This is a genomic window from Pseudomonas sp. 3B-A001-10F (assembly GCF_056313565.1).
The window spans coordinates 155,827-182,435 of sequence record NZ_JBQYFW010000003.1; the positions used below are offsets into that span (position 1 = coordinate 155,827).

Genomic DNA, 26,609 nt, shown 5'->3' on the forward strand with positions numbered 1-26,609 from the left:
ATGACGCTGACTGCGACCACGTCCCACACCGTCGGGCCGTACTACCACATCGGCCTGACCTGGCTGAACCGTGAAGACCTCACTGTTGAGCAAACCCTCGGTGAGCGCGTGGCGATCACCGGGCAGGTGGTGGATGGCAATGGCGATGTCGTCAACGACGCCATGCTCGAAGTCTGGCAGGCCAACGCTGCCGGCAAATACGACCATCCGGAAGACGAGCAGGACAAACCGCTCGATCCGCACTTTGAAGGTTTTGGCCGGGTGCCGGTGGACGCTGAAGGGCGCTTCCGATTCACCACGATCAAACCGGGCACGGTTGAGGGCCTGAAAGGTTCGACCCAGGCGCCGCATCTGGTGGTGCTGGTGTTTGCCCGCGGGTTGGTGAAGCACTTGCTGACGCGGATCTACTTTGAGGGCGAGCCGGCCAACGTTGATGATCCGTTACTCGATTGTGTGCCGGCCGAGCGTCGCAGCACGTTGCTGGCCAAGCAGGACGCCTCGGGTGTTTACCAGTGGAATGTGATTCTGCAGGGCACTGATGCCGAGACGGTGTTCTTCGATTATTAAAATCAAAAGATCGCAGCCTTCGGCAGCACCTACATGATCGTTCCCACGCTCTGCGTGGGAATGCCGCCATGGACGCTCCGCGTCCACTGTGACGCGGAGCGTCACCGGATGCGTTACCACGCGGAGCGTGGGAACGATCGATGTAGGATGTGGAACGGGACTGTTGCAAAGTATGTCTAGACTCTCACTGTCCCTATCGAGTGAAAAACAATGACAACGACCACCTCCCATTACACCGGTGAAGAGCGCAGCAAGCGCATCTTTGCCATTGTCGGCGCCTCGTCTGGCAACCTCGTCGAATGGTTCGACTTCTACGTCTACGCCTTCTGCGCGATCTATTTCGCCCCGGCGTTCTTCCCCTCCGACAACCCGACGGTGCAACTGGTCAATACCGCTGGCGTGTTCGCCGCCGGCTTCCTGATGCGCCCGATTGGTGGCTGGATTTTCGGCCGGGTCGCCGACAAGCACGGGCGCAAGAACTCGATGCTCATCTCGATTCTGATGATGTGCTTCGGCTCGTTGCTGATCGCCTGCTTGCCAACCTATAAGGACATCGGCGTCTGGGCACCGGTCCTGCTGTTGTTCGCTCGCTTGCTGCAAGGCCTGTCGGTCGGCGGCGAGTACGGCACCACCGCCACCTACATGAGCGAAGTTGCCCTCAAGGGCCAGCGCGGATTTTTCGCCTCGTTCCAGTACGTGACGCTGATCGGCGGGCAATTGCTGGCCGTGTCGCTGGTAGTAGTGCTGCAGCAATTTCTCACTGAAGACGATTTGCGTGCCTACGGCTGGCGGATTCCGTTTGTGGTCGGTGCGGTAGCGGCATTGATTTCGCTGTTCCTGCGTCGCAGCTTGAAAGAAACCACCAACAAGGAAACCCGCGCGCACAAAGACGCCGGCAGCATCAGCGCACTGTTCCGCGATCACAAAGCCGCGTTCATCACCGTGCTCGGTTACACCGCCGGTGGTTCGCTGATTTTCTACACCTTCACTACCTACATGCAGAAGTACCTGGTCAACACCGCCGGCATGCACGCCAAGACCGCCAGCTACATCATGACCGGTGCGCTGTTCCTGTATATGTGCATGCAGCCGCTGTTCGGCATGCTTGCCGACAAGATCGGCCGACGTAACTCGATGCTCTGGTTCGGCGCGCTCGGTACGCTGTTCACCGTGCCGATTCTGTTGAGCCTGAAAAGCGTCAGCAGCCCGTTCCTCGCGTTTGTATTGATCACCGTGGCGCTGGCGATTGTCAGTTTCTACACCTCGATCAGCGGCCTGGTAAAAGCCGAAATGTTCCCGCCGGAAGTCCGCGCCCTCGGCGTCGGTCTCGCCTATGCGGTGGCGAACGCGATCTTCGGCGGTTCGGCGGAATTCGTCGCACTGAGCCTGAAGAACATCGGCATGGAAAACTCCTTCTACTGGTACGTTACGGCCATGATGGCGATCGCCTTCCTGTTCAGTCTGCGCTTGCCGAAACAGGCGGCGTATTTGCACCACGATCTCTAACCCGAAGCGCGCGGGCCGTGATGGCCCGCGCCGGCAAGGACTGTTTATGACTCAGCGACCGGGCAATCAATTGTTCGATGCCTATTTCACTGCCCGCGATATGCGCGAAGTGTTCTGCGATCAGGGCCGCGTGCAGGCCATGCTCGACTTCGAAGCCGCGTTGGCCCGGGCCGAGGCGCGGGTCGGGTTGATTCCAGCCTCCGCTGTGGCACCGATTGCGGCGGCATGCAGCGCTGGTCTGTATGACTTCGCGGCGCTGGGCGAGGCGATCGCCACGGCGGGCAATTCGGCGATTCCGCTGGTCAAGGCATTGGGCAAGCAGATTGCTGCCTGCGACGCTGAAGCCGAACGTTATGTGCATTTGGGCGCGACCAGTCAGGACGTGATGGATTCCGGACTGGTGTTGCAATTGCGTCAGGCGCTGGCGTTGATCGAGAACGATCTCGCGCAACTCGCTGATTCCCTCGCGATCCAGGCGCAACGCCATGCGGCGACGCCTTTGGCCGGGCGCACGTGGCTGCAACACGCGACACCGGTAACCCTCGGCATGAAAATCGCCGGATGGCTGGGCGCGGTGACTCGCAGCCGTCAGCGCTTGCGTGAACTCAAGCCGCGTTTGCTGGTGATGCAATTCGGTGGCGCTTCCGGGACCCTCGCCGCGTTGGGCGAACAGGCCTTGCCGATTGCCGAAGCGCTGGCTGAAGAACTGCAACTGACCTTGCCGGAACAGCCGTGGCACACCCAGCGTGATCGCGTGGTGGAGTTCGGCGCGGTGCTGGGTTTGATCGCCGGCAGCCTGGGCAAATTCGGCCGCGACATCAGCCTGTTGATGCAGACTGAAGCGGCCGAGGTGTTCGAACCATCGGCACCGGGCAAGGGCGGTTCGTCAACCATGCCGCACAAGCGCAATCCGGTCGGCGCGGCGGTGTTGATCGGCGCAGCGACGCGGGTGCCGGGTCTGGTCTCGACGCTGTTCAGCGCGATGCCCCAGGAGCACGAACGCAGTCTGGGTCTGTGGCATGCCGAATGGGAAACGTTGCCGGAAATCTGCTGCCTCGTTTCCGGTTCGCTGCAACAGGCGCGATTGCTTGCCGACGGTCTGGAAGTCGACGCCGCACGCATGGCCCGCAACCTCGAATTGACTCAGGGGCTGGTGTTGGCCGAAGCCGTCAGCATTGTCCTCGCCCAGCGTGTCGGCCGCGACGCCGCGCATCACCTGCTCGAACAATGCTGCAAACGCGCGGTGGCCGAGCAGCGCCATTTGCGCGCCGTGCTCGGTGACGAACCGCAAGTCACCGCCGAGTTGAGCAGCGCTGAACTCGATCAACTTTTGAACCCCGCCCATTACCTCGGCCAGGCGAAAACCTGGGTCGAGCGTGCGGTGGCCGAACACAACGCATTGTCTGTCTGAAAGGAGAGGGCTGTGGCTTTCGTTCAACTCGCCGATGGCGAACTGCATTATCAAATCGAGGGCCCGGTCGATGCGCCGGTGCTGGTGCTCTCCAACTCGCTAGGCACTGATCTGCACATGTGGGACGCGCAGATGCCGGCGTTTACCGAGCATTTTCGCGTGCTGCGTTTCGATACCCGGGGCCACGGCAAATCGCTGGTGACGCCGGGTCCTTACAGCATCGAGCAACTCGGTCATGACGTGCTCGGTTTGCTGGATGCACTGCACATTGAGCGTGCGCATTTCTGCGGGTTGTCGATGGGTGGCCTGATCGGCCAGTGGCTGGGGATCAATGCCGGGCATCGTCTGCACAAGCTGATCGTCTGCAACACCGCGGCAAAGATCGGCGATCCGTCGGTGTGGAATCCACGCATCGAAACCGTGCTGCGTGACGGTGCGGCAGCGATGGTGGCCCTGCGTGATGCATCGATTGCCCGCTGGTTCACCCCGGACTTTTCGGCTGCTCATCCGGCAGCGGCCAAGCAGATTACCGACATGCTCGCGGCCACCTCGCCGCAAGGTTATGCGGCTAACTGCGCAGCGGTGCGTGATGCCGATTTCCGCGAGCAACTGGTTTCGATCAACGTGCCGTTGCTGGTGATCGCCGGCACTGAAGATGCGGTGACGCCGCCGGCCGGTGGGCATTTCATTCAGGAACATGTACGCGGCGCCGAATACGCCGAGTTCTATGCGGCGCATCTGTCAAACGTGCAGGCTGGCGCGGACTTCAGTGATCGTGTGTTAGCGTTTTTGCAGGCTAAGTGAGGAAGTTTTTGTGGACGAGAAACAACGTTACGACGACGGCATGCAAGTGCGCCGCGCGGTGCTGGGCGATGCCCATGTCGATCGCAGCCTGACCACGCTGACCGAGTTCAACTCGGAGTTTCAGGAAATGATCACGCGGCATGCGTGGGGCGATATCTGGACACGACCGGGCTTGCCTCGGCACACGCGAAGTCTGATCACCATCGCCATGCTGATCGGCATGAACCGCGAGGGCGAGCTGAAACTGCACCTGCGTGCGGCGGCCAATAACGGCGTGAGCCGGGGTGAGATCAAGGAAGTGATCATGCAGAGCGCGATCTATTGCGGGATTCCGGCGGCGAATGCGACGTTTCATCTGGCCGAGTCGGTGTGGGATGAGCTGGGTGTTGAATCCAGGGATTGATGGCGCCAGAAATTACGCCTTCGCGAGCAAGCTCGCTCCCACAGGGAAATGCATTCCAATGTGGGAGTGAGCTTGCTCGCGAAGGGGGCAGACGCCGTTGCGCATCAATCAGCACAACTCATTCAAACCGTGGCAACGATGAATATCCGCTTGAACGCAAACAACGTATGCCCGTCCGCCTCCTGCGGATAATGCTTATGCACCCGCATCAGGTAGTGATAGATAAACCGCGTCTGTTCCGCTGAATCCAGCGCCTGCATCACCGGCCGCAGCGCCGAGACCTTCACCCAGTCATAAATTGGCGATTTGCCGTCAACCACCTGCAACTGCTCGGTCTCCCAGATATCCAGCGACGTGGTCATGGGCGCGAGCAAACGGTAGTAATTCTCCAGCGCCAACAACGGCCGCGCGGCCATGCGCTGGCGCAGTTCAGGTGTGCCCATTGGCGTGCCATCGGGGCCGCCATTTTCGAGAGTGTCGAGCATCAGCCGATACCACAGCGCATCGCGCCAGTCCGGCATGTGCGCCGCCAGACAGCCGCCCGGGTTGAGATAACCCAGCAGATGCGGCAGCAGCGTTTCATGGCCCTCGATAAAGTGCAGCACGGCGGCTGCGAGCAGCAGGTCCGCCGGCTGCTCCGGTTGCCAATCGAGCAAATCGCAGTGTTTCCACGATGCCCTGAGCGGCAGACAGCGCGCTTCTGCGAGCATCTGCGCGGAGCTGTCGATCCCCTGCAACTGCGCGCGCGGCCAGCGTTTGGCCAACAACTGCGTGGCAATGCCGGTGCCGCAGCCCAGGTCGTAAATGCGTTGAGGATTTGGCAGGTCAACACGGTCGAGCAATTCATTGACCGGGCGTTGCCTGAGACGGGAAAACTGCTGGTACGCCTTGGCGTCCCAGTCGGGTGTTGCAAGACGAGAGATCATTGAGGTGGTCCTCCGGTGATCGTTGGTGTCTTCCGATGACAACCTGGCTCCCAGCTTGAGGACCGACTACGACGACGGAAGCGGAAAGGTGAAGCACCTGACTCCTTCAGGTTTTGTCACTTTATCTGTCGGCCGGCAAAGTGCCACTTCTCCTGACCAATGGCGAGAATTCCAATGTAGGAGCTGCCGAAGGCTGCGATCTTTTGATCTTGTTTTTAAGATCAAAAGATCGCAGCCTGCGGCAGCTCCTACAGGGTTGGATCGGTGTTTAGAGGAGGCTGATCGGGTAGCTGACGATCAAGCGGTTCTCATCGAACTCGTTATTGCTGAAGTCCCGGCGCATGGTCGAGTTGCGCCATCTGACGTTCAGATCCTTCAGCGCGCCGCTCTGCACGGTGTAGCCCAGTTCCGATTCGCGGCCCCATTCCTTGCCGTCGGTGATCGTCCCGGTGTGCACGTTGTCGCCGCTGATATAGCGGTTCATCAGGGTCAGGCCGGGGATGCCCAGCGCGACGAAGTTGTAGTCATGGCGTACTTGCCAGGAGCGTTCCTGCGCATTGTCGTAGCTGGCGTTGTAGCTGTCGTTGGCCAGCGTGCCGCCGCTGGTGCCGTTGACGCGCATCCAGGCGCTGTCGCCGGTGAGTTTCTGCAGGCCGACGTAGAAGGTGTTGCCGCCGTACTTCGCCGAGAACATCCCTGACCAGGTTTTGTTGTCGAGGTCGCCGGCGCGGGCGCTGCCGTCGTCCTTGCCGTAGAAGAAGCCGAGGTTGGCGCCCAGCGTCCAGTCGCCCAGCGGCTGGCTGTGGATCAGGTTGACGTATTGCTGGCTGTAGATGTCCTTGAGTTCGGCGTTCCACAGGCCGATCTGTGTGCGTTTTTCGTTGAAAACGTATTCACCGCCCTGAAAGTTGAAGCGATCAGAGGTGAACGCCGCTTTGCCGGTCATCGACATGTCGCTCATGCTGCTGTCATCGCGCGGGCTGTTGGCGCGGAACTGGCCGCCGTAGAGGGTCAGGCCGTCGATTTCTTTGGACGTGATCTGCCCGCCACGGAAGGTCTGTGGCAATGAGCGGCCATCGTCCGAACGCAGGATCGGCAGCACCGGCATCCACTCGCCGACCTTCACTTCGGTCTGCGAAAGCTTGGCTTTGAAAGCGACGTTGGTGCGGCCGAAGTTGTCCGCCGGACGACCGTCATGGTCCAGCGGCAGCAACTGGGTGCCGCCCGTGCCTTTACCGCCATCAAGCTTTACCGAATACAGGCCCAGCACGTCCATGCCGAAGCCGACGGTGCCTTGGGTGAAGCCGGACTTGGCGTCGAGGATAAAGCTCTGCGTCCACTCTTCAGCCTTGCCCTGAGCCTTGGTCGGGTTGGTGAAGTTACGGTTGATATAGAAGTTGCGCAGGTTGAGATTGACCTTGGCGCCCTCGATGAAGCCGGCTTCTTCAGCCGCTGCGGGCAGCGCCGCGCCGGCCAGGGCCAGGGCGATCAGGCCGGGAATTGCGTAAGGCGCAGGGGAGGTTGTCATGGGCTCGGGTCTCTCTTGTTTTTTTTAAGGCGAACAGGTGCGCTGACACCGGTTTTCGGGGTGCAGACATGAAAAGTGTTCAGAGGTGAAACGACGGCAATCAGCCGGACGGGGCAGGGCGCGGGAGCATGGTGTCGAACCTGTTGTTATTGGTTTTGTGGAGCGAATGGTGCGGGGGGCGGATGTTCGGATTCAATTGGGTAAAGCGGGTTTTGGGCGATTATCGAACGCAAGATTGAGCCGGGATTTTTGGGTGAATGTCAGGGCCTCTTCGCGAGCAAGCTCGCTCCCACATTTGGAATGCGTTCCCCTGTGGGAGCGAGCTTGCTCGTGAATAGGCCAGCCCAGACAACACACCTTTCTGCCAGGCAACAAAAAGCCCACCAATCGGTGGGCTCCTTGTATTCAGCCGATGATCAGAACAACTTCATCTTCGGTGCTTCTTCTTTCAGCGGTTCGTTCTGCGCGGTTTGCGCATTCCAGCCACCGCCCAAGGCCTTGTACAGGTTGACCGCACTGGTCAGCTGCGCGAGGCGGTCGGTGATCAGCGCTTGTTGTGCGCTGAACAGCTGACGCTGGGCATCGAGGAACGTCAGGTTGCTGTCGACGCCGATGCGGTAGCGACGTTCGGCCAGGCGGTAGTAGTCCTGGTTGGCCGCGACGAAGTCACGCTGCGCTTGCAGCTGCTCGGTGTAGGTCTGGCGGGCGGCGAGGCCGTCGGCGACTTCCTGGAAGGCCGTTTGAATGGACTTCTCGTAGTTCGCCACGCCAATGTCCTTCTGGATCTTGGCGTAGTCGAGGCTGGCGCGCAGGCTGCCGGCGTTGAAGATCGGCAGGTTGATCTGCGGCTGGAACAACCACGTCCCCGAACCACCCTTGAACAGGCCGGACAGGTCCGGACTCAGGCTGCCCGCGTTGGCGGTCAGGCTGATGCTCGGGAAGAATGCGGCACGGGCTGCGCCAATGTTGGCGTTGGCCGCTTTCAGGTTGTACTCGGCTTGCAGAATGTCCGGACGACGTTGCAGCAGATCCGAAGGCAGCCCCGGCGGTACGTCGCTGAGCAGGTCATCGGACAGCGGTTTGGCCGCTTGCAGGTTGGCCGGAATACCAGTGCCGAGCAGCAGGGTCAGGCTGTTTTCGTCCTGCGCGACCTGGCGGGTGTAACGCGCCAGTTGTGCACGAGCGTTCTCGACCGAGGTGCGCGACTGGGCCAGGTCCAGTGCCGAAGCCACACCGACTTCGTTGCTGCGGCTGGTCAGCTTGTAGCTTTCTTCGAAGGCACCGAGGGTGTCCTGAGTCAGCTTGAGCAGTTCCTTGTCCGCTTGCCAGGTCAGATAAGCATTGGCGACGCTGGCGACCAGACTGATCTGGGTGCTGCGGCGTGCTTCTTCGGTGGCGAAGTATTGTTGCAGCGCTTGTTCGCTCAGGCTGCGAACGCGACCGAACAGGTCGAGTTCGTAGGCGCTGATGCCGACAGTGGCGGAGTAGGAGCTGGTGATGCTCGACTCGCCGGTTTGCGAGGCACGGGCCGGAACACGCTGACGGCTGCCGCTGGCATTGGCCGATACCGCCGGGAACAGGTCGGCGCGCTGGATGCGGTATTGAGCCGCATAGGCGTCGATGTTCAGCGCCGCGACACGCAGGTCGCGGTTGTTTTCCAGGGACACCTGGATCAGCTGTTGCAGCGCCGGGTCATGGAAAAACTGCTTCCAGCCTTGCTCGGCAGCGGCTTGTGCCGGTGCCTGGGCCGGCGAATAGGCCGGCCCCTGCGGGTACTGACCTGCGACCGGAGCCTCAGGCTGCTGATAATCAGGTATCAGCGAGCAACCGCTCAGCACGAAGGCAGCGACTGCGATGGAGAGTAGCGACTTGCTCATTGGCCAGCCTCTTTAGGAGTTTCTTTAGTGTCATCCGGGTCGGTGATTTTACGCTGGCCCATGGACGAAACCGTAACGAAGAACAGGGGTACCCAGAAAATCGCGAGTACGGTGGCGGTGATCATACCGCCAATTACCACGGTGCCAATGGCGTGCTGGCTGCCTGAGCCGGCGCCTGTGGAAATTGCCAGAGGCACTACGCCGAGGATGAACGCCAGGGACGTCATGATGATCGGACGCAGACGCATGCGGCAAGCTTCGATGGCGGCGTCGCGCAGACTGGCGCCCTGTTCATGCAATTCCTTGGCGAACTCGACGATCAGAATGGCGTTTTTCGCTGCCAGACCGATGGTCGTCAACAGCCCCACCAGGAAGTACACGTCGTTGGACAGCCCGCGCAGACTGGTCGCCAGCAAGGCACCGATGATCCCCAGCGGAACCACGAGCACCACGGCAATCGGAATCGACCAGCTCTCATAGAGAGCCGCCAGACACAGAAATACCATCAGCAGCGACAGCGCAAACAATGCCGGCGCCTGCGAACCCGCCAGACGTTCTTCATAGGACAGCCCCGTCCAGGAGATGCCTACGCCTTTCGGCAGTTTTGCGGCAATGGCTTCGACCTCGGCCATGGCTTCACCCGTGGAGTAACCTGGAGCCGGGGCACCGAGGATTTCCACCGCTTCCACACCGTTGTAGCGCGAGAGCTTCGGCGAACCGTAGATCCACTCGCCCTTGGCGAATGCCGAGAACGGAACCATGGTGCCGGTGGCGTTGCGTACGTACCACTTCTTCAAGTCTTCCGGTTTCATGCGCGAATCCGGCTGGCCTTGCACGTACACCTTCTTCACCCGACCACGGTCGATGAAGTCGTTGACGTAGCTACTGCCCAAAGCAATCGACAAGGTGTTGTTGATGTCGCTGATGGTAACGCCCAAGGCACTGGCCTTCTCGTCATCGATTTCGAGCTGGAATTGCGGCTCGTCATTCAGACCGTTCGGACGTACCTGCGACAACACTTTGCTTTGCGCCGCCATGCCGAGGAACTGGTTGCGTGCCTCCATCAGTTTTTCATGACCGATACCGGCGCGGTCCTGCAGGAACACGTCGAAACCCGTGGCGTTACCCAACTCCAGCACTGCCGGCGGGGCGAAGGCGAACACCATCGCGTCGCGGAAGGTAAAGAAGTGCTGCTGGGCGCGAGCCGCCAGCTTGAACACGCTGTTGTCGGCGTTACGCTCATCCCATGGCTTGAGCATGATGAATGCCATACCCGAGCTCTGACCACGGCCGGCGAAGTTGAAACCGGTCACGGTGAACACCGAGGCGACGGTGTCACCTTCACCGCCATCCTTGGTCGGACGCAGCAGGTATTCACGCATTTCATCCACGACTACTTGGGTGCGCTGGGCGCTGGAACCGGCCGGGGTCTGCACTTGAGCGAACAGTACGCCCTGGTCTTCTTCCGGCAGGAAGGAGGAGGGGATGCGCATGAACAACCAGATCATGCCGATCAGAATCAGCGCGTAGGCCAGCAGGTAAGGCACCTTCTGGCGCAGGATATTGCCGACGCCGCGCTCGTAGCTTTTGACGCTGCGATCGAAGTTGCGGTTGAACCAGCCGAAGAAGCCTTTTTTCGGAACGCCGTGCTCACCATGGGGAATAGGCTTGAGCATGGTCGCGCAGAGTGCTGGGGTGAAGATCAGCGCGACCAGCACCGACAGGGCCATGGCCGAGACGATGGTGATCGAGAACTGCTTGTAGATCACACCGGTCGAGCCACCGAAGAACGCCATTGGCAGCAGAACCGCCGACAGTACCAAGGCGATACCGACCAGTGCGCCCTGGATCTGGCCCATGGATTTCTTGGTCGCTTCCTTCGGAGACAGGCCCTCCTCAGCCATGACTCGCTCGACGTTTTCCACCACGACGATGGCATCGTCCACCAGCAAACCGATGGCCAGTACCATGCCGAACATGGTCAGGGTGTTGATGCTGAAACCGGCGGCGGCGAGGATGCCGAACGTACCGAGCAATACCACCGGCACGGTCATCGTGGTGATGACGGTGGCGCGGAAGTTCTGCAGGAACAGGAACATCACCAGGAACACCAGCGCGATCGCTTCGACCAGCGTGTGAACCACACCTTTGATCGACTCGGTCACTACGGGGGTCGTGTCGTACGGGAACACCACTTCCATGCCAGGCGGGAAGAACGGCTTGAGGCTGTCGATAGTGGTGCGCAAGGCTTTGGCAGTATCGAGGGCGTTGGCGCCGTTGGCCAGTTTCACTGCCAGACCGGATGCCGGGCTGCCGTTGAACTGGGCACTGATGGCGTAGTTTTCGCCACCCAGGCCAACATCAGCCACGTCTTTGAGGCGAACCTGCGAACCGTCCTTGTTGACCTTGAGCAGGATTTCCTTGAACTGCTCGGCCGTCTGCAGACGGGTCTTGCCGATGATCGTCGCGTTCAACTGCTGGCCCTGTACGGCCGGCAAGCCGCCGAGCTGGCCGGACGAGACCTGGACGTTTTGCGCCGCGATGGCAGTCTTCACGTCGATCGGGGTCAGGTTGAAATTGTTCAGCTTGGCCGGGTCGAGCCAGATGCGCATCGCATACTGGGCACCGAAGACCTGGAAGTCACCGACACCGGCGGTCCGCGAGATCGGGTCCTGCATGTTCGACACGATGTAGTTGGACAAGTCGTCCTTGGTCATGCTGCCGTCACGCGAGACCACGCCGATGACCAACAGGAAGTTTTTCACTGCCTTGGTCACGCGGATACCTTGTTGCTGCACTTCCTGCGGCAACAGCGGGGTGGCGAGGTTCAGCTTGTTCTGAACCTGCACCTGCGCGGTGTCGGAGTTGGTGCCTTGCTCGAAGGTCGCGGTAATGGTCATGCTGCCGTCGGAGTTACTTTCCGAGGACACATAACGCAAGTTGTCGATACCGTTGAGCTGCTGCTCGATCACCTGGACCACGGTGTCCTGCACGGTTTGCGCCGAAGCGCCCGGGTAGGTCACGGAGATCGCAATGGCCGGTGGCGCAATGCTCGGGTACTGGTTGATCGGCAATTTCAGGATCGAAAGTGCCCCGACCAGCATGATCACCAGGGCAATTACCCAGGCGAAAATCGGACGGTCGATGAAGAATTTTGACATGGATTACTCCCCTTTGCCGCCGGCGGCTTTGTCAGCTGCCTGAGCGGGGGCCGGGTTCTTGGTGCCGACGTTGGTCGCTTCGGTCGGTTTGACCTCGACGCCCGGTTTGACGAATTGCAGCCCTTCGGTGATCAGGCGATCGCCGGCCTTCAAGCCGTCTTCGATCAGCCATTGGCTGCCGACGGTGCGGCTGGCCTTCAACTGACGCAACTCGACTTTGTTGTCCGGGCCGACGACCAGTGCGGTCGGCGTGCCTTTGAGGTCACGGGTCACGCCTTGCTGCGGGGCGAGGATCGCGGCGCTGTTGACGCCGGCCTGCAGCTGCGCGTGGACGAACATGCCTGGCAACAGGGTGTGATCCGGGTTCGGGAACACGGCGCGCAGGGTTACCGAACCGGTGGTCTGGTCGACCGACACTTCGGAGAATTCCAGCTTACCGTCGAGCTTGTATTGGCTGCCGTCTTCCAGGGTCAGCTTGACTGCGGCGGCGTTGTCGCCAGCTTTCTGCAGACGACCGCTTTCCAGTTCGCGGCGCAGCTCCAGCAGTTCCACCGAGGACTGGGTGACATCAACGTAGATCGGGTCCAGTTGCTGGATCACGGCCATGGCGTCGGTTTGACCATTGCTCACCAAGGCACCTTCGGTGACCGAAGAGCGGCCGATACGCCCGGAGATCGGCGCGTACACCTTGGTGTAACGCACGTTGATCTGCGCGCTCTGCAGCGACGCTTCCGATTCCATGCGGTTGGCCACGGCGGTGTCGTATTCCTGACGGCTCACGGCCTGCTCGTCGACCAGTTGCTTGTAGCGGTCGGAGATCGACTTGGTCGAACGCAGGTTGGCTTCGGCGCTTTTCAGGGTCGCTTCATAGACCGATGGATCGATCTGATACAGCTGCTGGCCGGCTTTGACATCGCCGCCTTCCTTGAACAGACGCTTGAGAATGATGCCGTTGACCTGCGGTCGAACTTCCGCGATGCGGTACGCACTGGTGCGGCCCGGCAGTTCGGAGGTGAGGGTAAATGCTTGTGGTTGCAGGGTGACGACGCCGACCTGAGGCGGTGGAGCGGCCGGTGCCGCTTCTTCCTTTTTACATCCGCTGAGCAGCGATGCCAGGGCGACGGCAGTGACCAGAGCGGTAACAGCTGGCTTGAATTGCATGAAGATCCTCGGGTCAGGCGCGCGAAAAGCGCACAAGAAGTGTGGAAGGGTAAAAATTGGGTACCGGGTGGATAAGTAGCTTGCTAAGGAATATACTTACGTTCATGGTTGTTTGTAAATACCTTTGCCTTGTACCCACCCTGTTACAAAACTCGTCGCAAGGTTTGAAATTGTAGGCCGGGGAGCAGATCCGTGAGAGATCGCCCCCTCTTTATTCAGCGGATATTCAGCCATCCCTGAAACATCCTGTTTGAGGTTTTACTGTCATGGTCCGTCGTACCAAAGAGGAAGCTCAAGAAACCCGTAGCCAGATCCTGGAAGCGGCGGAGAAAGCCTTTTATGAAAGGGGTGTCGCTCGTACGACGCTGGCCGATATCGCGACAATGGCCGGCGTCACACGCGGTGCTATTTACTGGCATTTCAGTAACAAGGCCGATCTGGTCCAGGCCATGCTGGATTCGCTGCGTGAGCCGCTGGATGAATTGGCCAGGGCCAGCGAAAGTGAAGATGAACTCGATCCGTTGGGCTGCATGCGCCAACTGCTGATTCATTTGTTTCATCAAGTTGCGCTGGACCCGAAAACCCGGCGGATCAACGAAATTCTGTTTCATAAGTGCGAGTTCACCGATGAAATGTGCGATTTGCGCCAGCAGCGCCGGGACGTCAGTCTCGATTGCAACGAGCGCATCGCTCTGACGTTGCGTAATGCGGTCAATCGCGGCCAGTTGCCGGAAGATCTCGACACCGCCCGCGCGGCCATCAGTATTCACAGCTATATCGATGGCCTTCTGTATGGATGGCTTCTGGCGCCGGACAGCTTTGAGCTGCATGCCGAGGCTGAGCGTTGGGTCGATACAGGGTTGGACATGCTGCGCCTGAGCCCCAGCCTGCGCAAATGAAACAAAATGCGTAATTGACAGCGCTTATGTCAATTGGCCTGCCTTTATATAGCTTCGCAGCGGGGGGAGTTTAAACGTAGCGAGCTACGCATTTTGTAGGGAATTTGTGTCTTCTGTGTGAATGAGTGTGAGCCGCTTGCCCTCACCCTAACCCTCTCCCAGAGGTAGAGGGGACTGACCGAGGTGTTCTTTCGAGTTACACCGACCTGAGATATCAGGTCGAACTCCAGATTTGAAACGCACACAGATCGGCTCCCTCTCCCCTGGGAGAGGGCTGGGCGGGCGGCGTTCCGATGAGGGGCTACGTACTCAGACGCGCAATCATTCTCCAGGCGAGCACAAAAAAGCCCCCGACTCTCAAAAGTCGGGGGCTTTGTGTTCCTACTGCTTATAGCGCTGGATAGTCGATGTAACCGACCGGCCCCTTACCGTAGAACAACTCCGGACGCGCATCATTCAACGGCGCATCCGCCTTCAAACGAGCCGGCAGATCCGGGTTGGCAATGAACGGCACACCAAATGCCACGGCATCAGCCTTGCCGCTGGCCAGCCACTCATTAGCGCTGTCCTTGGTGAAGCGTTCGTTGGCGATGTAAGGGCCGCCGAACGCTTCTTTCAATTGCGGGCCGAGGCTGTCGGCGCCTTCTTTCTCACGGGAGCAGATGAACGCGATGCCGCGCTTGCCCAGTTCACGTGCGACGTAGGTGAAGGTTTCCGCCAGGTTGTCATCGCCCATGTCATGGGAGTCAGCGCGCGGTGCCAAGTGCACACCAACGCGACCAGCGCCCCAGACTTCGATCGCGGCGTCAGTCACTTCCAGCAGCAGACGTGCACGGTTTTCCAGTGAGCCACCGTAGTTGTCGGTGCGCTGGTTGGTGCTGCTTTGCAGGAACTGGTCGAGCAGGTAACCGTTGGCGCCGTGGATTTCCACGCCGTCGAAACCGGCGGCTTTGGCGTTCTCGGCACCGGTGCGGTAAGCGTCGACGATGTCGGCGATTTCAGCGGTTTCCAGGGCGCGTGGGGTTGGGTAGTCGGCCAGTGGGCGCACCAGGCTGACGTGACCTTTAGGCTGGATCGCGCTCGGTGCCACCGGCGCTTCACCGTTGAGGTACGACTCGTGGGAGATACGGCCCACGTGCCACAGTTGCAGGAAGATCTTGCCGCCGGCAGCGTGAATCGCTTTGGTCACGTTGGCCCAGCCACGCACTTGATCGTTGGACCAGATGCCCGGGGTGTCCGGGTAGCCGACGCCCATTGGCGTTACCGAAGTGGCTTCGCTGAGGATCAGGCCAGCGGACGCGCGCTGTACGTAGTATTCAGCCATCAGCGCGTTCGGTACGCGGCCTTCGTCGGCGCGGCAGCGGGTCAGTGGGGCCATGATGATGCGGTTGGCCAGCTCGACGTCGCCGAGTTTGATCGGATCAAAAATAGTTGCCATGTCTACAACCCTCGTAGTGAAAGTTAATCAGTTGGTAGCAGGGGCCAGATCGGCATTGCCGTTCTGGCGGAAAGTAATCAGGGTCACCAGCAGGGCGAGCACGGCCAGAGCCGCCGCCGCGAGTGGCACGCTGGTCAGGCCATAGCCGTGGGCGATGACGCTGCCGCCGACCCAGGCGCCGAGGGCGTTGCCGACGTTGAAGGCGCCGATGTTCAGGGTCGAAACCAGGTTCGGTGCGGCTTTGCCGAAGGTCACCACGTTGACTTGCAGCGCCGGCACGGCGGCGAAACACGCGGTGGCCCAGAGGAACAAGGTGATTTCAGTCGGGATCAGCGCAACGCTGGTCCAGGTCAGCACGGTGGAAACCACGGCCATGGCGATGAACACGCCGATCAGCGTGGCGGCCATGCCCTTGTCGGCGAGTTTGCCGCCGATGATGTTGCCAACGGTCAGGCCCAGGCCGATCAGCATCAGCGTCCAGGTCACGCCACGCGGTGACACGCCGGTGACTTCGCCGAGCAGCGGGGCGACGTAGGTGAACAGGGTGAAGACGGAGGCGGCGAACAGCGCGGTCATGCTCAGCGACAGCCAGATCCCGGCACCTTTGAGGGCGGCGAGTTCGGCGCGCATGTCGAGTTTTTCTTCGTCACGCTTGGCCGGCAGGAAGCGGATCAGGCCGATCAGCGCAATCACACCGATGACGGTCACCGCCCAGAAGGTCGAGCGCCAGCCGTATTGCTGACCCAGCGCAGTGCCCAGCGGCACACCGAGGACGTTGGCCAGGGTCAGACCGGTGAACATCAACGCCACCGCCGACGCTCGCTTGTTGGCGGGCACCAGATTGGCCGCCACCACCGAACCGATGCCGAAGAACGCACCGTGGCACAGCGCGGTGATCACACGGGCAAACATCAGCACGTTGTAATCACTGGCAATCGCACACAGCAGGTTGCCGACAATAAAAATGCCCATCAACGCGACCAGTGCCGCTTTTCGCGGCAGTCTGGCGGTGGCCATGGCCATGAACGGCGCACCGATGGCCACGCCGAGGGCGTATCCGGTCACCAGCCAACCGGCGCCGGGGATCGACACACCGAGGTCGGCCGCCACATTGGGCAGCAGGCCCATGATGACGAACTCGGTGGTGCCGATGGCGAAGGCGCTCAAGGCGAGAATGAGTAGCGAGAGGGGCATGCAGGTTTCCTTGTCGGCTGGCTGACGTTAAGGGTCAGAGCTCTTTACTGAGGGTGCTGAGGAACGCCTGGATCACGTCCTCGTTACGTTTGAAAAAGTGCCATTGACCGGCCTTCTGGCTGCTGATCAGGCCGGCGCGTTGCAACGTTGCGAGGTGTGCCGAAACAGTCGACTGCGACAGGCCGCAGCGCTGATCGATCTGCCCGGCGCAAATGCCGTACTCGTGGTTGTGCAACTGTTCCGGAAATTCGTTCTTCGGGTCTTTCAGCCAGTTGAGGATGTCTCGCCGTACTGGGTGCGCCAGGGCTTTTATTATTTCGTCGAGGTCGAGGTTCATGGCAGGGTGCTCACAATGTGTACAACGCTATATCGCGATGTGGCGAAATATAAATCGTTAGATCGCGATACACCAATATGATTTTGATCTGACGTCAGCATAAATTGGTATATCGCGTTATAACGATACGATGGTGTATGGATTGCGGGTCGCAGTGCTAAGCTGCGCCCATGAACTATCTCGCACATTTACACCTCGGTGGCCAGCGCCCCGGGCAACTGCTCGGCAGTCTGTATGGCGATTTCGTCAAAGGTCGGCTGCAAGGGCAGTTTGCCCCGGAGGTCGAGGCGGCCATTCAACTGCATCGGCGGATTGACGTGTTTACCGATCGCCATCCGTTGGTGGACGTTGCGTTGGGGCGGTTTTCCGATACGAGGCGGCGTTATGCCGGGATCGTCCTCGACGTGTTTTTCGATCATTGCCTGGCCCGGGACTGGCGGTTGTATGCCGATCAGCCGCTGGAGGTTTTCACCGCTGATGTGTATCGGGTGCTGACCCGCGAACGGCAACTGCCCGAGCGATTGGCGAAGATCGCCCCGCACATGGTCGCCAATGACTGGTTGGGTTCGTATCAGGAATTTGAAGTGCTGGAGCAGGTGTTGCGCGGCATCTCACGGCGGCTGAGCCGGCCGGAAGAGCTGGCGGGGGCGATGGAGGAATTGCGGCGGTTGTATGAGCCGCTCAGTGAAGACTTCCGCTTGTTCTACCCACAACTCCAGGACTTCGCACAAATCCGTCAATGACATAAAACCAATGTGGGAGCGAGCTTGCTCGCGAAGGCGTCGTGTCAGCCAACATCAACTTTGAATGACATACCGCTTTCGCGAGCAAGCTCGCTCCCACAGGGGTTCTGTATTTCAAGCAGCTATCAATTCGCCGGCACGACGCGGTTCGACCGGTTTCGCCACTTCGCCAAACAACGCCTTCTGCACCGCCTGCTGTGCTTCAAATGCCAACGCCGCACGCTCACGCCCCTGACAGGCAATCGGCTTGAGCAGATGGACTTCGACATCGCCGCAATCATTGCTGAACAGACGCATCAGGTGCGAGAGCAGATCATCGTCACCAATGAACGGCGCCAGCGCATCGATCTCGCCATCACGCAGATAACGGATCGCCACCGGTTGCAGCATCACCTCGGAATCAATCGCCGCCGCCAGCAAGCGACCATGAAAGGTACGCAGCGAGCGCCCATCGGTGGTGGTGCCTTCCGGGAACATCATCAGGGCGTGGTCGGTTTGCAGGTGACGGGTCATCTGCTTGCGGATCAACTGGCTGTCGCCCGAACCGCGACGGATGAACAGGCTGCCAGCCTTCGCCGCCAGCCAACCAGCCACCGGCCAGGTACGCACTTCGGCCTTGGACAGAAACGACAACGGCGTGAGCATGCCGAGCAGCGGAATATCAGTCCACGACACATGATTGCTGACCCACAGCATCGGCTGTTTCGGCAGCTCACCGTGCACGGTCACGCGAAAGGGCAGGGCATTGCTCAGGCGCGCCATGAAGAAGCGCGACCAGCGCTGACGCCGTTCCATCGAATGCGCCAGGCCAATTCGTTCAAATACGCCAAAGACAGTGGCCATGGTCAACCCCAGCGCCACCACCAGCAGCACCCGCGCGATCCGCGCGTACACCCGCAGCCGGCTCATCACACGGCCGCCTTGAAGTGCTTGGCGTAGCGCGGGCAGAGTTCGTCGCGCTTGAGCAGGATAAACACATCGGCGACCTGGAAGTCTTCGTCCCAGCACGGCTCGCCGCAGATCTTCGCGCCCAGGCGCATGTAGGCCTTGAGCAGCGGCGGCATTTCGGCGATCACATTGGACGGAATATCCAGGGTTGGCAGCGGATTTTTCGGCACGGCGCGCAGGTTTTCGGTGCACAGATAGCGTTCACGCAAACGCTGCATGATCGCGTGGGCCTGGATGCCGCCGTCCTGCATCGGAATGCTCGCGCAACCCATCAAGTAGCTGTAACCGCCCTGATTCAACACTTCGGCCAATTCGCCCCACAACACCGCAATGGTGCCGCCGTTGCGATAGGCCGGGTCGACGCAGGTGCGACCGATTTCGAGGATCGGGCCTTGCAGATGCGTCAGGCCGTGCAGGCTGAATTCTTCTTCGCTGTAAAACTTGCCGAGGCTGCTGGCAGCGGTGTGATCGAGCAGACGCGTGGTCGCCACCAGACGGCCGGTGTTCAAGTCACGCACGCCGATGTGGCTGCAGTGAACATCATAATCATCCATGTCCAGACCCAGTTCCGCGCCTTTCAGTTTGGCGTTGAACTCGCCGCTGAAGACGTTGAAGCGCAAGGCCTGGGCTTGCTGCAAGGCCTCGGCGCCGATCAGGCGTTCGGCTTGCAGGCGGCGTTCATTGCCGGTGTCGCTGATGCGGGCGATCTGAGTCATGTGAATCTCCGTACGGGCCTTTAACCCGTCGTGGGTTGCAGCCGATCGACTTTCTTTATGCAGCCGTGTTGTGCAAAGTCAGGCTATGTAGCCCCGGTGTCATCGCCATGAACGTTCGGTGATGCTTATATGACAGCCCACAAGGAGCCTCTTATGCCCTGGCCAGATCTGCTGCACCGCCGTGAACGATTGCCCGCCGTTGCTGACCTGGCCGAGGGTTTCGCGACGTTGTTGCAGCAACTGGGCAACGTCACCCCATTCGAATTGGCGGTCGCGGGCGGGCGGCGGATGGCGACGCCGGGGCTGGCGTTTCTGGTCGGTTATCAGGCGGCATTGCGCATGTTGTGGCCGAGTGCTCCGCTGAGCCTCGGTGCGTTGTGTGCGACCGAACAGCGCAGTTTGCGTCCGGCGGACATGCAGACCCGGCTGACGGATTTACGTCTGAGCGGACGCAAGGATTTTGTCACCGCCGGCGATGCGGCGGACTGGTTGCTGATCGCCGCGCGCAGTGAAGAATCCGGTGAATCGCCGCGCCTGAGTCTGGCGGTGGTGTATCCCGGCGAACCCGGCGTGACCGTGGAGAAACTGCCGGCGCTGCCGTTGATGCCTGACGTCAGCCATGGTCGGCTGCAGCTTGATAACGCGTTGTGCGAGTTGTTGGCCGGCGATGGTTGGGACGCTTACGTCAAACCGTTCCGCACGCTGGAGGACGTTTATGTGCTGAGCGCGATGACCGCATGGCTATATGGCGTCGGTCAGGACAGTGACTGGCCGCAGGCGCTGCAATTGCGCTTGCTGGCGCTGTTGGCCGGGTGTGCGGAGGCGAGTCGGCAACCGCCGAACAATCCGGCCGGGCATGTGTTGTTGGCTGGGTTGTTTGCGCAGTTTGAGGCGCTGGAGGGGGAAGTGAGTCAAGCGTTGGCTGACGGTCCGGCAGAGTGGGCGCAGATGTGGCAACGCGATCAAGGCGTGATGCAGTTGGCGGCGGGGGCTCGGGCCAAGCGTCTGGCCAAGGCTTTGGCGCAGGCTTGACTGGCCTCTTCGCGAGCAAGCTCGCTCCCACAGTTTGATGGCATTCCAACTGAAGGAACTCGGTCAACTGTGGGAGCGAGCTTGCTCGCGAAGGCGGCCTCAACATCCCCACACATCTGTCATCAACCCCGACTAATCTCAGCAGGTTCATTCCCAGAGCCCTCACCATGCGCAAAGGCCTGTCGCTGTTTCTGCTGCTGATCAGCTTCACCGTTCAGGCCGAACAATGGCCCGGTGAAGCATGGCCAATCGGCACGACGATCACCGATACCGGAGCGCTGGAGAATTACGCCTTCCCACCCCGCGATGACAACACCCGCCAAGGCATCCGCACCGACGCCTTGCTGATCATCCGCGACGGCCAGATCATCTACGAACGCTACGCCGGCCCGACCACCGAACAAACCCCGCACCTGACCTGGTCGATCAGCAAAAGCCTGATGGCCACCGTCCTCGGTGTGGCGTACGGCGAAGGCCTGTTCAAACTCGAAGCCCCGGCCGTGCAGTTTTACCCGCCGCTGGAACAACACCCAGCCATCAAAATCGCCGACCTGCTGCACTGGGCCTCCGGTATCGACTGGCAGGAAGATTACGAATACGCGCCACTGAAATCCTCGGTGGTGGCGATGCTCTACACCCGGGGCCGTCGCGACATGGCCGCGTTCACCGCCGATCACGATGCTTACGCCGAACCGGGGCAGGCCTTCCGTTATTCCAGCGGCGACAGCAATCTGCTAGCGGCGGCGTTGAAAAATATCGTCGGCCCGCAGCGTTATCCGGATTATCCGTGGACGGCGTTGTTCGAACCGTTGGGCATCCGCCACGCCGTGTGGGAGACCGATGCCAACGGCACGTTTGTCGCTTCCTCTTATGCCTACCTGACCGCGCGGGATCTGGCGCGGGTCGGTTTGCTGATGGCTCGTGACGGGCGCTGGCATGATCGGCAGTTATTGCCCAAGGAGTGGGTGGCGTTCAGCCGCACTCCCTTCGCCGGTTACAAAGCCCATCAGGACGAAGCCGTGCCCGGCGGCCAATGGTGGCTCAATCGTCCAGCCGATGGTGCTGAATCGCCATGGCCCGCTGCACCGCCCGACACGTTTGCCGCCCTCGGGCATTGGGGCCAGGCGCTCTACGTGATCCCCAGTGAAAAACTGCTGATCGTGCGTTACGCCGATGACCGCGACGGCAGCTACAGCCATAACGAACTGCTCAAACACGTGCTGAAGGCGGTGCGGCCATGAAGCGCTTCTTGCTGTTAATGCTGGTCCTGCTGCTCGGCTGGATCGTCTACGAGCGCGAAAATCTGTGGGCCTTCCCCGACATCATCAGCGCCTATACCGCCAAGGAATATTGTTCCTGTCGTTACGTGATGAACAACGACGCCGAGTATTGTCGTGGCTATGTAAAACAATGGCTGCCGACCAGCCAATTCACCGATGACAGCGCGAACAAAACCATCACGGTCAGCGGCATGGGCCGCAGCAATCGCGCCCAGTGGCAAAGCGAACGGCAAGGCTGTCGCCTGAATCCCTGAAAACACCCGATTGTTTTTTGTGGGAGCGAGCCTGCTCGCGAATGCAATAGCAGGCGCACCTTGTCTGTTGAGGCAGATGACGTCTTCGCGAGCAGGCTCGCTCCCACCGGGTGTGATCTTCAGTTTGCAATAACAGCGTGTGCGGTTAAGGTTCGTGCAGGTTTATCAGCCCCACGAGTGTTCAATGTTCAACCGCTCTCTCTGTGCAACCCTCTCCAGTCTGCTGCTCGCCAGCGTCGCATTGCCGGCGCAGGCCAATTGGTATCTGGACGGCGAGTCGTCGCGGCTGTCGTTTGTCAGCACGAAAAACACCCATATTTCCGAAGTGCAGCGCTTTCTGGTGCTGCACGGCAAGGTCGACCCCAACGGTCGCGCCGAAGTCGAAGTCGAGATGGATTCGATCAACAGCGGCATCCCGCTGCGCGATGAGCGCATGCGCAAGGAGCTGTTCCAGATCGAGCAATTCCCCGAAGCGACCATCACCACCCAGATCGACCTGCGCCCAATCAACGATCTGGCCCCCGGTGCGCAGCTGGAATTGCGTCTGCCGCTGACCGTCAACCTGCACGGCAAGCAACACGAATACCCCGCCGAACTGCTGGCGACGCGCCTCGATGACCGGCGTTTTCAAGTGGTCACCCTGGAACCGTTGGTGATCAGCGCCGAGGATTTCGATCTCGTGCCGGGGCTGGAAAGCCTGCGCAAACTTGCCGACCTGTCGGCCATCAGTCTGTCGGTACCGGTGGGTGCGGTGCTGATTTTCACGGCGCGCTGACATGCGCGGCGCGGTGTTTCCGTGGCGCGATGGCAACCGGTTCGAACTGTTGATCGATGGCCCGCAATTCTTCCCGCGCATGCTTGAGCAGATTGCCGGCGCGCAGGAGCAGATCGAACTCGAGTTGTATCTGGTCGAGGCTGGCGCCTGTGCCGAAACCATCGTGCAGGCGCTGGTGCTGGCCGCCGAGCGTGGCGTGCGCGTGCGTTGCCTGTTCGACGATTACGGCAGCCTGGCGTTTACTCTCAATCTGCGCCAGCGCCTGACACACGCCGGCGTTGAACTGCGTTTCTACAATCGGCTGAACTGGCGGCGCTGGGTCGGTAATTTCTATCGTGATCACCGCAAGTTGCTGCTGGTCGATCAGCGTCTGGCGGTGGTTGGCGGCACCGGTGTCACCGATGAGTTCTGGACACCGGGGCACGACACCAGCGAGTGGCACGAAGTGATGGTCGAGATCAGCGGCCCGCTGGTGATCGACTGGCAATTGCTGTTTGATCGCCAGTGGATCGCCAATCGCTATCGCCGCGCTTGGCGCCCGGCCGCGCATTTCGGCTTGCCACGGTTACCACGGGTGCCGGACAAGGGCGAGGGCATGGGCCGAGTGGCGTACGCCGACGCCCGCCAACATCGCGACATTCTGCAATCGCTGTTTCGCGCTTTGAACAGCGGGCAAAAACGCATCTGGATGGCCACACCGTATTTCCTGCCGACCTGGAAAATCCGCCGCTCCCTGCGCAAGGCAGCGGCGCGCGGAGTCGATGTGCGGCTACTGCTGACCGGGCCGCGCACCGATCACCCGTCGGTGCGTTACGCCGGGCATCGCTACTACCCGCGACTGCTCAAGGCCGGGGTGCAGATCTTCGAATACCAGCCGTGCTTTCTGCACTTGAAAATGGTGCTGGTTGACGATTGGGTGAGCATCGGTTCGTGCAACTTCGATCACTGGAACCTGCGCTTCAATCTGGAGGCAAATCTGGAGGCGCTGGATCCGTCGTTGACGGCAGCGGTGCAGGCGAGTTTTGTGAAGGACTTCGGGCTGAGTCAGCAGGTGAGTCTGGAGGAGTGGCAGCGCCGGCCGTTGTGGCGGCGGGTGAAGCAGCGGGTGTGGGGCTGGGTGGATCGGTTGGTGGTCAACATTCTCGACCGCCGCGGCTAGTCGCTCACGTTGATCGTTCCTACGCTCTGCGTGGGAATGCAGCCCGTGACGCTCCGCGTCACTGGACGCGGAGCGTCCCTTGAGGCATTCCCACGCGGAGCGTGGGAACGATCAGGGTACTGCGGCGTTGGTTACAGCAATTCAAAGCTCTGCTGCGTCACGTCCTGCGAATCCAGGCCGATCTGCACGTTGAACTTGCCAGGCTCTGCCGCGTATTTGAGCTGGGCGTTATAGAACTTCAGGTCATCCTCGCTGATGGTGAAGTGCACGACTTTCTGTTCACCGGCCTTGAGCATGATTTTCTGGAAGTTCTTCAGTTCTTTCACCGGACGAATCATCGAGCCGGTGACGTCCTGAATGTACAACTGCACCACGGTTTCGCCGTCACGCTTGCCGGTGTTCTTGACCATGACGCTGGCGTCGAGCTTGCCGGTGGCGTTCAGGGTGGTCGACGACAGCGCCATGTCACTGAGGGCGAATTGGGTGTAGCTCAGGCCATAACCGAACGGGAACAGCGGCCCGGTCGTGTCATCGAAATACTGCGAGGTGTAGTTGCCCGGTTTGCCCGGCGTGAACGGCCGGCCAATGCTCAGGTGGTTGTAGTAAGTCGGGATCTGGCCCACGGAGCGCGGGAAGGTCACCGGTAGTTTGCCCGACGGGTTGTAGTCGCCGAACAGCACGTCAGCGATGGCGTTACCGCCCTCGGTGCCGCTGAACCAGGTTTCCAGAATGGCGTCAGCCGACTGGTTCTCTTCGAGAAGGGTCAGTGGGCGGCCGTTCATCAGCACCAGCACCAGCGGTTTGCCGGTAGCTTTCAGCGCGCGGATCAGCTCACGCTGGTTTTCCGGAATGTTCAGGTCGGTGCGGCTGGAGGATTCGTGAGACATGCCACGGGATTCACCGACTGCCGCGACGATCACGTCAGCGTCCTTGGCGGCTTTCACCGCTTCGTCGATCAGCACGTTGGCCGGACGCGGATCGTCGACCACTTCCGGCGCATCGAAGTTGAGGAAGTTCAGGTAGTCGAGGACCTTCTTGTCGCTGGTGATGTTGGCGCCACGGGCGTAGATCAGGTTCGCCTTGTCACCGATCACCGAGCTCATGCCATCGAACAGGGTCACCGATTGCGCAGGCTTACCCGCTGCGGCCCAGCTGCCCATCATGTCGATCGGTGCTTTGGCCAACGGACCGACCAGTGCGACTTTCGCGTCTTTCTTCAGCGGCAGGGTTTCGTTCTGGTTCTTCAACAAAACCAAGCTGCGACGCGCCACTTCACGGGCCTCGGCACGGTGCAGACGGCTTTCGGCGTAGGTGTCGGCCGGATCGTCCTCAGCCTTGCCGATGCGCAGGTACGGGTCCTTGAACAGGCCCATGTCGTACTTGGCCGCGAGCACTTCGCGTACGGCGTTGTCGATGTCTTTCTGTTCGATCTCGCCGGACTTGAGCAGCCCCGGCAGCTCTTTGCCGTACAGGGTGTCGTTCATGCTCATGTCGATACCGGCCTTGATCGCCAGCTTCGCCGCTTCACGACCGTCGCGGGCCACGCCGTGCTTGATCAGTTCGAAAATCGCGCCGTGGTCGCTGACCGCCAGGCCCTTGAAGCCCCAGTCTTTGCGCAGCAGATCATTCATCAGCCAAGTGTTGGCGGTGGCCGGAATGCCGTTGATCGAGTTGAGCGCAACCATCACACCGCCGGCACCGGCATCAATCGCGGCGCGGTACGGCGGCAGGTAATCCTGGTACATCTTCACCGGGCTCATGTCGACGGTGTTGTAGTCGCGACCGCCCTCGACCGCGCCGTACAGGGCGAAGTGCTTGACGCTGGCCATGATGCTGTCGGCCGCGCTCGGGGTGGCGCCCTGATAGGCGCGCACCATGACGCCGGCAATGCGTGAAGTCAGGTAGGTGTCTTCACCGAAGCCTTCGGAGCTGCGGCCCCAGCGCGGGTCGCGAGAGATGTCGACCATCGGCGCGAAGGTGATGTCGAGACTGTCGGCGGCGGCTTCTTTAGCAGCAACGCGCCCGGACTGACCGACGGCGTCCATGTCCCAGCTCGAAGCGAGGGCCAGTGGAATCGGGAAAATCGTACGGTGACCGTGGATCACGTCGTACGCGAAAAACATCGGAATCTTCAGGCGACTGCGCATGGCAGCATCCTGCATCGGCCGGTTTTCCGGACGGGTGATCGAGTTGAACGTGCCGCCGATGTTGCCGGCGGCGATTTCTTTGCGGATCAGCTCTCGGGGCATTTCCGGGCCGATGCTGATCAGGCGCAACTGGCCGATCTTCTCGTCGAGGGTCATTTGCTTCATCAGGTTGCTGATGAACGCGTCCTTGTTTTCCAGGGGGACCGGGGTCGTGGCGGCCAATACTTGATGACTGGCCAGACTGACGAACAGACCCAGCAAACACAGCTTCTTCATGAATAGTTTTCTCAAGGGCCCAAGCGGCAATGCAACGCCGGCCAGCCAAAATTTAGGGAGCGACTAT

At 60.6% G+C, this 26,609-nt stretch carries 23 protein-coding genes; 12 read left to right on the plus strand and 11 right to left on the minus strand.

Translation table 11 applies throughout. The features are described 5' to 3' along the window. The 5 genes from pcaG to pcaC all read left to right on the plus strand — a co-directional run bounded on the left by pcaG (nucleotide 1) and on the right by pcaC (nucleotide 4,691). Nucleotides 1-567 carry a protocatechuate 3,4-dioxygenase subunit alpha gene (gene pcaG, locus AC0ZWN_RS04795; RefSeq protein ID WP_095049153.1) on the plus strand — a complete coding sequence of 189 codons (567 nt, stop codon included), beginning with the start codon at nucleotides 1-3 and terminating at the stop codon, nucleotides 565-567. Nucleotides 568-777: 210 nt separating this feature from the next. Beyond that, nucleotides 778-2,073: an MFS family transporter gene (locus AC0ZWN_RS04800; protein WP_034153075.1), complete on the plus strand. Its 1,296-nt coding sequence runs from the start codon at nucleotides 778-780 to the stop codon at nucleotides 2,071-2,073. 46 nt (nucleotides 2,074-2,119) lie between these two features. Then, nucleotides 2,120-3,484, plus strand: a complete 1,365-nt coding sequence (locus AC0ZWN_RS04805) for a 3-carboxy-cis,cis-muconate cycloisomerase (RefSeq protein WP_476334217.1) — start codon at nucleotides 2,120-2,122, stop codon at nucleotides 3,482-3,484. Between the two features lie 12 nt (nucleotides 3,485-3,496). After that, nucleotides 3,497-4,288 carry a 3-oxoadipate enol-lactonase gene (gene pcaD / locus AC0ZWN_RS04810; RefSeq protein ID WP_476334219.1) on the plus strand — a complete coding sequence of 264 codons (792 nt, stop codon included), beginning with the start codon at nucleotides 3,497-3,499 and terminating at the stop codon, nucleotides 4,286-4,288. 10 nt (nucleotides 4,289-4,298) lie between these two features. Continuing rightward, nucleotides 4,299-4,691, plus strand: a complete 393-nt coding sequence (gene pcaC, locus AC0ZWN_RS04815; RefSeq protein ID WP_007957838.1) for a 4-carboxymuconolactone decarboxylase — start codon at nucleotides 4,299-4,301, stop codon at nucleotides 4,689-4,691. A 122-nt stretch (nucleotides 4,692-4,813) separates the two neighbouring features. Here the strand turns inward: pcaC and AC0ZWN_RS04820 are convergent, their stop codons facing one another. The 5 genes from AC0ZWN_RS04820 to emhA form a co-directional block, all read right to left on the minus strand. After that, a complete protein-coding gene (locus tag AC0ZWN_RS04820; protein WP_476334221.1) occupies nucleotides 4,814-5,617 on the minus strand; it encodes a methyltransferase domain-containing protein in 804 nt (267 codons plus the stop codon). A gap of 268 nt (nucleotides 5,618-5,885) precedes the next feature. After that, nucleotides 5,886-7,145: an OprD family porin gene (locus AC0ZWN_RS04825; RefSeq protein ID WP_099758209.1), complete on the minus strand. Its 1,260-nt coding sequence runs from the start codon at nucleotides 7,143-7,145 to the stop codon at nucleotides 5,886-5,888. Between the two features lie 416 nt (nucleotides 7,146-7,561). Continuing rightward, entirely contained in the window at nucleotides 7,562-9,022 is a 1,461-nt protein-coding gene (gene emhC / locus AC0ZWN_RS04830) for an efflux RND transporter outer membrane subunit EmhC (RefSeq protein WP_476334222.1), read from the minus strand. Beyond that, nucleotides 9,019-12,183 (minus strand): efflux RND transporter permease subunit EmhB, encoded by a 3,165-nt coding sequence (gene emhB, locus AC0ZWN_RS04835; RefSeq protein ID WP_116254502.1) that lies wholly within the window; start codon nucleotides 12,181-12,183, stop codon nucleotides 9,019-9,021. The genes emhC and emhB overlap by 4 nt, the downstream gene beginning before the upstream one ends. A gap of 3 nt (nucleotides 12,184-12,186) precedes the next feature. Then, nucleotides 12,187-13,344: an efflux RND transporter periplasmic adaptor subunit EmhA gene (gene emhA / locus AC0ZWN_RS04840; protein WP_099758210.1), complete on the minus strand. Its 1,158-nt coding sequence runs from the start codon at nucleotides 13,342-13,344 to the stop codon at nucleotides 12,187-12,189. Nucleotides 13,345-13,610: 266 nt separating this feature from the next. Here emhA and emhR point away from each other — a divergent pair, with 266 nt between their 5' ends. Beyond that, on the plus strand, nucleotides 13,611-14,243 hold the full coding sequence (gene emhR / locus AC0ZWN_RS04845) for an efflux system transcriptional repressor EmhR (protein WP_016982806.1): 633 nt from the start codon (nucleotides 13,611-13,613) through the stop codon (nucleotides 14,241-14,243). Nucleotides 14,244-14,631: 388 nt separating this feature from the next. Here emhR and AC0ZWN_RS04850 read toward each other — a convergent pair whose 3' ends face one another. The 3 genes from AC0ZWN_RS04850 to AC0ZWN_RS04860 are packed head-to-tail and all read right to left on the minus strand — an operon-like array spanning nucleotide 14,632 to nucleotide 17,212. Further along, nucleotides 14,632-15,681, minus strand: a complete 1,050-nt coding sequence (locus tag AC0ZWN_RS04850; protein ID WP_460098004.1) for an alkene reductase — start codon at nucleotides 15,679-15,681, stop codon at nucleotides 14,632-14,634. Between the two features lie 27 nt (nucleotides 15,682-15,708). Then, nucleotides 15,709-16,875 carry an MFS transporter gene (locus AC0ZWN_RS04855; RefSeq protein ID WP_095049162.1) on the minus strand — a complete coding sequence of 389 codons (1,167 nt, stop codon included), beginning with the start codon at nucleotides 16,873-16,875 and terminating at the stop codon, nucleotides 15,709-15,711. A 34-nt stretch (nucleotides 16,876-16,909) separates the two neighbouring features. Then, on the minus strand, nucleotides 16,910-17,212 hold the full coding sequence (locus AC0ZWN_RS04860) for an ArsR/SmtB family transcription factor (RefSeq protein ID WP_007917068.1): 303 nt from the start codon (nucleotides 17,210-17,212) through the stop codon (nucleotides 16,910-16,912). 170 nt (nucleotides 17,213-17,382) lie between these two features. Here AC0ZWN_RS04860 and AC0ZWN_RS04865 point away from each other — a divergent pair, with 170 nt between their 5' ends. Beyond that, entirely contained in the window at nucleotides 17,383-17,955 is a 573-nt protein-coding gene (locus tag AC0ZWN_RS04865) for an acyl carrier protein phosphodiesterase (protein ID WP_476334225.1), read from the plus strand. 114 nt (nucleotides 17,956-18,069) lie between these two features. Here the strand turns inward: AC0ZWN_RS04865 and AC0ZWN_RS04870 are convergent, their stop codons facing one another. Both AC0ZWN_RS04870 and olsB read right to left on the minus strand, forming a co-directional pair. Continuing rightward, nucleotides 18,070-18,864 (minus strand): lysophospholipid acyltransferase family protein, encoded by a 795-nt coding sequence (locus AC0ZWN_RS04870; protein WP_476334227.1) that lies wholly within the window; start codon nucleotides 18,862-18,864, stop codon nucleotides 18,070-18,072. Then, a complete protein-coding gene (gene olsB / locus AC0ZWN_RS04875) occupies nucleotides 18,864-19,619 on the minus strand; it encodes an L-ornithine N(alpha)-acyltransferase (RefSeq protein ID WP_476334228.1) in 756 nt (251 codons plus the stop codon). Before olsB ends, AC0ZWN_RS04870 begins: the two co-directional genes overlap by 1 nt. A gap of 153 nt (nucleotides 19,620-19,772) precedes the next feature. Between olsB and AC0ZWN_RS04880 the strand changes: the two genes are divergently transcribed. The 5 genes from AC0ZWN_RS04880 (at nucleotide 19,773) to AC0ZWN_RS04900 (ending at nucleotide 24,119) form a co-directional block, all read left to right on the plus strand. Beyond that, entirely contained in the window at nucleotides 19,773-20,651 is an 879-nt protein-coding gene (locus AC0ZWN_RS04880) for an acyl-CoA dehydrogenase middle domain-containing protein (RefSeq protein ID WP_476334230.1), read from the plus strand. Nucleotides 20,652-20,818: 167 nt separating this feature from the next. Continuing rightward, nucleotides 20,819-21,892, plus strand: coding sequence for a serine hydrolase domain-containing protein (locus AC0ZWN_RS04885; RefSeq protein ID WP_476334232.1), 1,074 nt, complete (start codon nucleotides 20,819-20,821; stop codon nucleotides 21,890-21,892). Continuing rightward, on the plus strand, nucleotides 21,889-22,185 hold the full coding sequence (locus tag AC0ZWN_RS04890; protein ID WP_476334233.1) for an amidase: 297 nt from the start codon (nucleotides 21,889-21,891) through the stop codon (nucleotides 22,183-22,185). Before AC0ZWN_RS04885 ends, AC0ZWN_RS04890 begins: the two co-directional genes overlap by 4 nt. 184 nt (nucleotides 22,186-22,369) lie before the next feature. Next, nucleotides 22,370-22,960 (plus strand): YceI family protein, encoded by a 591-nt coding sequence (locus tag AC0ZWN_RS04895; RefSeq protein WP_476334235.1) that lies wholly within the window; start codon nucleotides 22,370-22,372, stop codon nucleotides 22,958-22,960. A gap of 1 nt (nucleotide 22,961) precedes the next feature. Then, entirely contained in the window at nucleotides 22,962-24,119 is a 1,158-nt protein-coding gene (locus tag AC0ZWN_RS04900; RefSeq protein WP_476334236.1) for a phospholipase D-like domain-containing protein, read from the plus strand. 131 nt (nucleotides 24,120-24,250) lie between these two features. On the opposite strand, the gene bglX is transcribed toward AC0ZWN_RS04900, so the two are convergent. Beyond that, nucleotides 24,251-26,542: a beta-glucosidase BglX gene (bglX, locus tag AC0ZWN_RS04905; protein WP_476334238.1), complete on the minus strand. Its 2,292-nt coding sequence runs from the start codon at nucleotides 26,540-26,542 to the stop codon at nucleotides 24,251-24,253. Nucleotides 26,543-26,609 lie beyond the last annotated feature (67 nt).